This window comes from Azospirillum sp. B506 (assembly GCF_000333595.1).
In the GTDB taxonomy this organism is placed as follows: domain Bacteria; phylum Pseudomonadota; class Alphaproteobacteria; order Azospirillales; family Azospirillaceae; genus Azospirillum.
The window spans coordinates 1-2,691 of sequence record NZ_BADK01001023.1; the positions used below are offsets into that span (position 1 = coordinate 1).

Below are 2,691 nucleotides of genomic sequence, written 5' to 3' on the forward strand. Positions count from 1 at the left end.
GGCATGCAGAAGCTGCTGCGCCAGTTCGACGTGGCGCTCGACCGCCGCCGCGAGCAGAAGGGCGCGCTCTGAGCGGTTCCTGCCGTCATCGTAAGCGACAAAGGAAAAAAGGCGGCGCCTCGCAGCGCCGCCTTCTTCATTTCGAAGCCCCGAACCGTCAGGTGCCCTGCGGTTCCGGACCCATTCCACCGCTTTCCTGCCCGGTGCTGGGCGGGACGGAAGAGCGGCGGCCGGTGCCGGTGGTCGGACGCGGCGGGACGGCCATCGTCTCGCGGTCGTCGTCGCGCAGGATCGCCTCGCCGCGCAGCAGACGGTTGATCTCGTCGCCGCTCAGCGTCTCATACTCCAGCAGCCCCTTGGCCAGGGTGTGCAACTGGTCGATGTTCTCGGTCAGGATGGTCCGGGCGCGGTCGTAGGCTTCATCCACGATGCGGCGGATTTCCTCGTCGACCAGCTGGGCGGTGCGGTCGGACATGTTCTTGTGCTGGGTCACCGAATGGCCCAGGAACACCTCCTGAGTCGGCTCGCCGTAGAGCAGCGGACCGAGCTTGTCGCTCATGCCCCACTCCGTCACCATGCGGCGCGACATCTCGGTCGCCATCTTGATGTCGCCCGAGGCGCCGGTGGTCACCCGCTCCTTCCCGAAGATCAGCTCTTCGGCGATGCGGCCGCCCATGGCGACGGTCAGGTCGGCCAGCAGCTTGGCCTGCGACAGGCTGATGCGGTCGCCTTCCGGCAGGCGCATCACCATGCCCAGCGCACGGCCGCGCGGGATGATGGTAGCCTTGTGGACCGGGTCGCTATCGACGCAGTGGATGGCGCAGATGGCGTGGCCGGCCTCGTGGTAGGCGGTCAGCTTCTTCTCGTCCTCGGTCATCACCATGGAGCGGCGTTCCGCACCCATCATGACCTTGTCCTTGGCGGCCTCGAACTCGGCCATGCCGACGACGCGCTTGCCGATGCGGGCGGCCAGCAGGGCGGCCTCGTTCACCAGATTCGCCAGATCGGCGCCGGAGAAGCCGGGGGTGCCGCGGGCGATGACCTTGGCGTCGACGTCCGGCGACAGCGGAACCTTCCGCATGTGGACCTTGAGGATCTTCTCACGGCCCAGCACGTCGGGGTTCGGCACCACGACCTGACGGTCGAAGCGGCCCGGACGCAGCAGCGCGGGGTCGAGAACGTCCGGACGGTTGGTCGCGGCGATCAGGATCACGCCCTCGTTCGCCTCGAAGCCGTCCATCTCGACCAGGAGCTGGTTGAGGGTCTGCTCACGCTCGTCGTTGCCGCCGCCCAGGCCGGCGCCGCGATGGCGGCCGACCGCATCGATTTCGTCGATGAAGATGATGCAGGGGGCGTTCTTCTTGCCCTGCTCGAACATGTCGCGGACGCGGGACGCACCCACGCCGACGAACATCTCGACGAAGTCCGAACCGGAGATGGTGAAGAACGGCACATTGGCTTCGCCGGCCACCGCACGGGCGGTCAGCGTCTTACCGGTGCCCGGCGGGCCGACGAGCAGGCAGCCCTTCGGGATCTTGCCGCCCAGCCGCTGGAACTTCTGCGGGTCCTTCAGGAACTCGACGATCTCCGTCAGCTCCTGCTTGGCCTCGTCGATGCCGGCGACATCGTCGAAGGTGACGCGCCCGACCTTCTCGGTCAGCAGGCGCGCCCGCGACTTGCCGAAGCCCATGGCCTTGCCGCCGCCGGACTGCATCTGGCGCATGAAGAAGATCCAGACGCCGATCAGCAGAAGCATCGGGAACCAGGACAGCAGCACCGAGAACAGCGACGGCACGTTGCTGTCATCGGGGACCGCGTTGATCCGGACGTTCTTGTTGGTCAGGCGCTCCACCAGACCCGCCTCGGGCGGGACATAGGTGCTGAAGGAGCGGCCGTCGGAGAAATGGCCCGAAACCTGGTTGCCCTTGATCGTCACGTCGGCGACCTGGCCCCGGTCCACTTCGGCGAGAAGCTCGCTGAACGGAACGGTCGTTTGCGGGCTACGGGTGGAGGAACTCTGGAACAGGTTGAACAGGGCCACGAGCAGCAGCCCTATGATGATCCAGAGCGCGAGGTTCTTGCCGAAATTGTTCACGTCACACGCCTTTCTGCGAACCCATCGCCATGCGGTGCGCCGACAAGGCCGCACCCCGGACTCCTACGGGCACGTTCCCTGATTAAATAATGCCGTCCCGGTCCGAAACAACCGTAAAAGCTGGTCTTCCCAACGACGAAAGCGGACGGAAGATCGCGCGGTCCGTCTGCCCCTGTCCATCCGCGCCCAACCCGTATAGGCCGCCGATCATCGGTATGCCAAGCAAATCCGTGCCCGACCAAAGGCTTGGCAGCGATTCCCGCACCGGAACCGGCAGGTCCGGCAGCCCCTCCGCCTCCCGCCGCCCTGCCCATTCGCGCCAGCCGGAGGCCCCCAATGCCGCGACCGTGACCGGCTGCCGCCATCGTGACGACAGCTGCAGGTCGAAGCGGCCGTCCCACAGGATCGACCCGCCGGCCGGGACCGTCAGCCGCTCCGTCACCGCCGCCGGTTCGCGCGCGACCATGACGGCGCCACGGCGCATCCGGACCTCGCAGCCTCCCAGCGTCCCGCCCCGCCCGTCCGCCAGCCCGCCGAGCAGACGTTCCAACGCCTCGTCACGCAGCGGATGCGCCGGCCCCCCGACCGCGCCAGCG

At 67.5% G+C, this 2,691-nt stretch carries 1 protein-coding gene and 1 pseudogene; both read right to left on the reverse strand.

What is annotated here, in order from left to right; translation table 11 throughout:
* Nucleotides 1–157: 157 nt before the first annotated feature.
* A complete protein-coding gene (gene ftsH, locus I71_RS31480) occupies nucleotides 158–2,095 on the reverse strand; it encodes an ATP-dependent zinc metalloprotease FtsH (RefSeq protein ID WP_042703620.1) in 1,938 nt (645 codons plus the stop codon).
* Between the two features lie 82 nt (nucleotides 2,096–2,177).
* Nucleotides 2,178–2,691 (reverse strand): annotated as a pseudogene (locus I71_RS31485) (tRNA lysidine(34) synthetase TilS); the annotation flags it as partial.